The following is a 5,958-nucleotide window of genomic DNA, read 5'->3' as shown; positions in this document are numbered from 1 at the left end:
CGCCGCGGCGGACCCGCGCGCCGACGGCCGTCCGCGCCGCGCCCGGCACGGCGCCCGGGCCTCGGGCCCGCTCAGCGGGTCGGCGCTGTCCCCGAGCACCTGGGTCCAGGCCGTCGGCGCCGTGCGCGACCTGGCGGGCCGCCGGTGAGCGCGCTCCTCGCGGGCCGCGCCCGCGCCCTCGTCCTCGCCGCCGCCCTCGTGGGTCTCGCGCTCGTCCTGCTCGTGCTCAGCGCGCCGGGCGCCGCGGCGGCCGGCGCCGAGGGCCTCACCGAGGGGCCGGGCGTGTCGGTCGACGTCCAGGGCGTCGACGGCAAGCCGAGCAGCGCCCTCGTCATCCTCCTCGGCATCACGGTCCTGTCCGTGGCGCCGGCCCTGCTCCTCATGATGACGAGCTTCACGAAGATCTTCGTGGTGCTCTCCATCACGCGGAACGCGCTGGGGCTCACCGCAGCCCCGCCGAACCAGGTCCTCGCGGGCCTCGCGCTGTTCCTCAGCCTCTTCGTCATGGCGCCGGTGCTCGCGCAGGTCAACGACCTCGGCGTGCAGCCCTTCCTCGACGGCAGCCTCGACCAGCAGCAGGCGCTCGAGGCCGGCGTCGCGCCGCTCAAGGACTTCATGCTCGCGCACGTCCGCGCCGACGACCTGGCGCTCGTCACCCGCGCCGCCGACCGGCCGAACCCCGCGACCCCGGCGGACACCCCGCTGCTGACGCTCGTGCCCGCCTTCGTGCTCTCCGAGCTGCGCGCGGCCTTCATCATCGGCTTCGTCATCTACGTGCCGTTCCTCGTCATCGACCTCGTCGTCTCGGCGGCGCTGATGTCGATGGGCATGATGATGCTGCCGCCCGTCACGGTGTCGCTGCCCTTCAAGCTCCTCCTCTTCGTCCTCGTCGACGGCTGGGGCCTCGTCATCACGGCCGTCATCGGCAGCTACGGGACGGGGGGCTGATGGACGACGTCGCCGTCCTCCAGGTCGCCGTCCAGGCGATGACGGTGGCCGCCAAGATCGCGGCCCCGATGCTCCTCACGGCCCTCTGCGTGGGCTTCGTCATCTCCCTCTTCCAGTCCGTCACCCAGATCCAGGAGGTGACGCTGAGCTTCGTGCCCAAGGCCATCGCGGTCGGCATCGCCCTCATGGTCTGCGGCCGCTGGATGATCATCGAGATGGTCAGCTTCACCACCGAGCTCTACGGCCAGATCCCCGGCCTCGTCTCCGGGACCGGCTGAGCCGGTGGAGCTCTCGCTGCCGCTCGACGAGGTCGTCGCCACCGCGCTGGCCAGCCTGCGGGTCCTCGGCTGGCTCCTGCTGGCCCCGCCCTTCGCCTACAAGGGCTTCCCGGGGCAGGTGAAGGCGCTGCTCGCGCTCGCGCTGGCCCTCGTCGTCCAGCCCGACGTCTCGGCGCTCGTCGCCACCGGGCTGAGCGCCGTCGCGCTGCTCGTGGCGGCCACGCAGGAGCTCGTCATCGGCACCGCCCTGGGGTGGCTCTGCTACCTCGTCTTCGCGGCCGTGCAGAGCGCCGGCGACCTGCTGGACGTCTTCGGCGGGTTCCAGCTGGCGCAGGGCTACGACCCGCTCATGCAGAGCGGCTCGTCGATCCTCGGCAAGGTCCACCAGCTGCTCGCGCTCGCGCTGCTCTTCGCCAGCGGCGCCCACCTCGTCGTCCTCGACGGCCTGCTGCGCACCTTCGACGTGCTGCCCGTCGGGCAGGCGATCGACCTCTCCACCGTCGCGCGGGTGGCCACCGAGGGGATCGGCGGCCTGATGCTCGCCGCCCTGCAGATCGCCGGGCCGCTCATCGCCGTCCTGTTCCTCACCGACGTGGGCCTCGGCCTGCTGACGCGCGTCGCGCCGCAGCTCAACGCCTTCTCGCTCGGGTTCCCGCTGAAGATCCTCGTGACGCTCGTCCTCGTCGGCCTCACGGCGACGCTGCTGCCCGACGTCGTCCGCACGCTCGCCGACCAGATGGCCGAGACGGTCATGGGCACGGCGCGCGCGAGCGGGAGGGGGTGACCCATGGCAGGAGGTGACTCCGGGGAGAAGACCGAGCAGCCCACCGAGAAGCGCCTCAAGGAGGCGCGCGCCGAGGGGCGGGTCGCCCGCTCGCCCGACGTCGGCGCCTGGCTCGGCATGGCCGCCGCCGGCGCGCTGCTGCCGATGACCGTCACCCGCGGGTGGGAGGCGGCGCAGACCTCCCTGCAGCACGTGCGGGACGTCGCGGCGACGCCGGACCCGGAGCTCGCCGTCGCGGCGCTCTCGGAGGGGCTGCGCTCGATCGCGCTCGTCATGGCGCCGCTCGCCGCCGTCACCGTCGTCGTCGCCATCGGCGCGGCGGCCGCGCAGGGCGGCCTGCACCCGGCGACGAAGAACTTCAAGCCGCAGTTCTCCAAGCTCAGCCCCAAGCAGGGCCTGACCCGCATCCTCGGGCCGCAGGCCTGGTGGGAGGCCTGCAAGATCCTCCTCAAGACCGCGGTGCTCGGCGTCGTCCTGTGGCTGGCCGTCAAGGGCCTCACGCCGGTCCTCGTCGGTGCCGGCTCCCTGCCGCTCGGCGCGACCGTGGACGCCGTCGGCGGCGGCACGGCGACCCTCATCCGCACCGCCGTCGTCGCGGGGCTCGCGCTCGCGATCGCCGACTACCTCGTGGTGCGGAAGCGGACCCTCAAGGGCGTGCGCATGACCCGCAAGGAGGTCATGGACGAGCACAAGCAGTCCGAGGGCGACCCCCAGCTCAAGGGGGCCATCCGGTCCAAGCAGCTCGCCATGAGCCGCAACCGGATGATGGCCGAGATCGCCACCGCCGACGTCGTCCTCCTCAACCCCACGCACGTCGCTGTGGCGCTGCGCTACGAGCCCGGGAAGGGCGCCCCGCGCGTCGTCGCCAAGGGCGCGGGCGCGGTCGCGGCCAAGATCCGCGAGCGCGCGGCCGAGCACCGCGTGCCGATGGTCGAGGACGTGCCGCTCGCCCGCGCCCTCCACGGCGCCTGCGCGCTCGGGCAGGAGGTGCCCGCCGAGCTCTTCACCGCCGTGGCCCGCGTCCTCGCCTTCGTCATGCGGCTGCGCAGCCGCGGTGCCGCCGCCGGCCGCCACCGCATGCCCGCGGTGCCCGCGGGCGCCTGACGGGCCGAGGCCGGCAGGGGCGTCCCGGTGAGGGCGCCGCGCCGGGCTCAGGTCGGGGCGCGGGCGTGCCGACGAGGACGGAGAGGCCCTCCTCCCCGCGCCCGAGCCCAGGTGCGCGGACGCGTGCACGAGCCCGCTGCACGAGCCCCGAGCACCAGCCCCTGGAGCCCCGATGACGACCCCGCCGCCCGTCCGCCGCCACCTCCTGCGCGACCGGAGCCTCGTCCAGAAGATCGCGGCGGCGACGGCCCTGCCGTGCGTGGGCCTCGTCGTGGTCGCCGGCGTGGCCGTCGTCGCCCTCGACGACGTCCGCAGCGGCACCGCCTCCGTGCGCGAGCGCAACCTCGCCGCGCTGGACGCGGTCTACGACGCGCGGGGCCAGTACCTCCAGGAGCGGGTCCTCGCGCGTGACGTCCTCCTGCAGCCGGCGACCGCCGAGGCGAGCGTCGCGAGGATCGACGAGAGCGCCGAGCGCATCACGCAGGACATGGCCGACTACGTGGGCGTCGCGGCCGAGGAGGACGCCGCCCGCGAGCTCGCCAGCGCCCTCGACGCCTACGGCCGCGTGCTGGTGGACGAGGTCGTCCCAGCCGCCAGGACGGGCGAGCAGGCGGCGCTCATGACCGCCATCGAAGGGACGAGCCAGGAGGTGGCGGACCTCGACGCCGCGTTCGAGCGCGCCATCGCCTCCGAGCGCGCGGCCGCGCAGGAGCGGGTGGACGCGGCAGCGGCGACGGCGCGCAGCACGGCGCTGGTGCTCGTCGTCCTCGCCCTCGTCGCCCTCCTCCTGGGGGTCGTCGTGGCCGCGGCCGTCGTGCGCGGCATGCGGCGCACGCTCGACGAGGTCGGCCGCGTCCTGTCCGCCATGGCCGCCGGCGACCTCACCCAGCGGCCGCGCGTCGAGCGCGACGACGAGCTCGGGCGGATGGCGCGCTCGCTCGAGGTCGCGCAGGACGCCGTCGCGGGCGTCGTCCGCGACGTCAGCGCGGGCGCCGGCACGCTCGCGGCCGCCGCGGACCAGCTCTCGGCCAGCTCCCGCTCCATCGCCGGGTCGGCCGAGGAGACCTCCGCCCGGTCCTCCCAGGTGTCCGCCGCGGCGTCCGAGGTCTCCCGGACCGTCCAGACCGTGGCGTCCGGCTCCGAGGAGATGGGCGCGTCGATCCGCGAGATCGCCACGACGGCCGGCAGCGCCGCGGCCGTGACCCAGCACGCCGTCGAGGTGGCCGCGCGCACCTCCGAGCTCGTCACCCGGCTCGGGGCCTCCTCCGAGGAGATCGGCAAGGTCGTCAAGGTCATCACGACCATCGCCGAGCAGACGAACCTCCTGGCGCTCAACGCGACCATCGAGGCGGCCCGCGCCGGCGAGGCGGGGCGCGGCTTCGCTGTCGTCGCCAACGAGGTGAAGGACCTGGCTCAGGAGACGGCGCGCGCGACGGGCGGCATCACGGCCCGGGTGGCGGCCATCCAGGCGGACACCGAGGCGGCCGTCGCCGCCATCGCCGAGATCAGCGGCGTCGTCGACCAGGTCAACGGCTACCAGGGGACCATCGCCTCCGCCGTCGAGGAGCAGTCCGCCACCACCGCGGAGATGAGCCGCGGCGTCTCCTCCGCCGCGTCCGGCGCCGGCGACATCGCCAGCACGATCGCGGGCGTGGCCGCCGCCGCCGGCGCCACCCGCGCCGGCGTCGCCGAGTCGCTCGGCGCGGCGACCGAGCTGAGCGAGCTGTCCGGGCGCCTGCGCACGCTCGTGGGGCGCTTCACGGTCTGAGCCGACCACCACCGGGCGGGCCCACCGCCGCACGAGACCCGGGTCCCCGGGCGAGCAGGGGCCCTGCTCGGCGTCCCGCGAGCGCAGGCCCCATGATGGTGCCGTGCGGGTCGCGCTCGTCTCCGAGGTCTGGGCCCCCGAGGTCGACGGCCTCGTCACGCGCCTGGAGAGCACGGTCGCCGAGCTGCGGCGCGCGGGCCACGAGGTGCTCGTCGTCGCCCCGACCACCGGGACGGCGGTCCCCGGCGTGCGCGAGCGCCGCACCCGCGGGGTCAGCGTCCCCTTCCTCTACGGCGGGCGGCGCTGGGCGCTGCCCGACGGCGTCGTCGCGCGGGCCGTGCGCGCCTTCGCCCCCGACGTCGTCCACGTGGTCAACCCCGTGCTCATGGGGGTGGCGGCGGCCCGGTGGGCGGCGCCGCGCCACCCCCTCGTCGTCAGCTACCACACCGACGTCGCGACGTACGCCGGCCACTACCACCTCGGGGCCTTCGAGGGGTTCGTCCACGCCTCGATGCGCTGGACCTACCGCCGCGCCGACGTCCGCCTGGCCACCTCCCCGGTCGGCCGCGGGCACCTCGCGGAGATCGGCGTCCACGACGTCGACCTCTGGGAGCGCGGCGTCGACACCTCGGCCTTCCGGCCGGACCGCGACGGCGCGCGGCTGCGCCGACGGCTCGGCCCGGACCCGGACCTCCCCGTGGCGCTCCACGTGGGCCGCGTCGCCAGCGAGAAGGGCTGCGACCGCCTCGTGCCGCTGGCGCAGGAGGACCCGCCGGTGCAGCTGGCGCTCGTGGGGGAGGGGCCCGACCGCGCCCGCCTCGAGCGGACGCTCGCGGGGCGCCGCGCCGTCTTCACCGGGGTCCTGCGCGGCGACGACCTGGCCGACGCCTACGCCGCCGCGGACGCGCTCGTCTTCGCCTCGGAGACGGACACGCTCGGCCTCGTCCTCCTCGAGGCGATGGCCTGCGGCCTGCCCGTCGTGGCGCTCGACACGAGCACCGCCCGCCAGACGACCGCCGGCTACGCCGCGGTGCGCCTCGTGCCGCCCGGCGCCGACGGCGCGGCCTGGAACCGCG

At 75.7% G+C, this 5,958-nt stretch carries 6 protein-coding genes; all 6 read left to right on the top strand.

What is annotated here, in order from left to right; all coding sequences use genetic code 11:
* Window positions 1-144 precede the first annotated feature (144 nt).
* On the top strand, window positions 145-948 hold the full coding sequence (gene fliP / locus HLB09_RS11890) for a flagellar type III secretion system pore protein FliP (RefSeq protein ID WP_171203580.1): 804 nt from the start codon (window positions 145-147) through the stop codon (window positions 946-948).
* Window positions 948-1,226 (top strand): flagellar biosynthetic protein FliQ, encoded by a 279-nt coding sequence (locus HLB09_RS11885; protein WP_171203579.1) that lies wholly within the window; start codon window positions 948-950, stop codon window positions 1,224-1,226. Before fliP ends, HLB09_RS11885 begins: the two co-directional genes overlap by 1 nt.
* Before the next feature lie 4 nt (window positions 1,227-1,230).
* Window positions 1,231-2,010, top strand: coding sequence for a flagellar biosynthetic protein FliR (locus tag HLB09_RS11880; RefSeq protein WP_171203578.1), 780 nt, complete (start codon window positions 1,231-1,233; stop codon window positions 2,008-2,010).
* Window positions 2,011-2,013: 3 nt separating this feature from the next.
* Window positions 2,014-3,114, top strand: coding sequence for an EscU/YscU/HrcU family type III secretion system export apparatus switch protein (locus HLB09_RS11875; protein WP_171203577.1), 1,101 nt, complete (start codon window positions 2,014-2,016; stop codon window positions 3,112-3,114).
* A gap of 172 nt (window positions 3,115-3,286) precedes the next feature.
* A complete protein-coding gene (locus HLB09_RS11870) occupies window positions 3,287-4,882 on the top strand; it encodes a methyl-accepting chemotaxis protein (protein ID WP_212770969.1) in 1,596 nt (531 codons plus the stop codon).
* A gap of 103 nt (window positions 4,883-4,985) precedes the next feature.
* Window positions 4,986-5,958: glycosyltransferase (locus HLB09_RS11865; RefSeq protein ID WP_171203576.1), on the top strand; the 973-nt coding region annotated here is incomplete at its 3' end.

It is taken from the genome of Pseudokineococcus marinus (assembly GCF_013004605.1).
Classification (GTDB): domain Bacteria; phylum Actinomycetota; class Actinomycetes; order Actinomycetales; family Quadrisphaeraceae; genus Pseudokineococcus; species Pseudokineococcus marinus.
Note: the sequence above shows the minus strand (reverse complement) of the source record. Positions and strands in the feature narration are given on the sequence as shown.

Bases quoted from the DNA above. Each gene is read 5' to 3' on its own strand.
- HLB09_RS11885 (WP_171203579.1), top strand. From the start codon at position 948: ATGGACGACGTCGCCGTCCTCCAGGTCGCCGTCCAGGCGATGACGGTG.
- HLB09_RS11875 (WP_171203577.1), top strand. From the start codon at position 2,014: ATGGCAGGAGGTGACTCCGGGGAGAAGACCGAGCAGCCCACCGAGAAG.
- HLB09_RS11870 (WP_212770969.1), top strand. From the start codon at position 3,287: ATGACGACCCCGCCGCCCGTCCGCCGCCACCTCCTGCGCGACCGGAGC.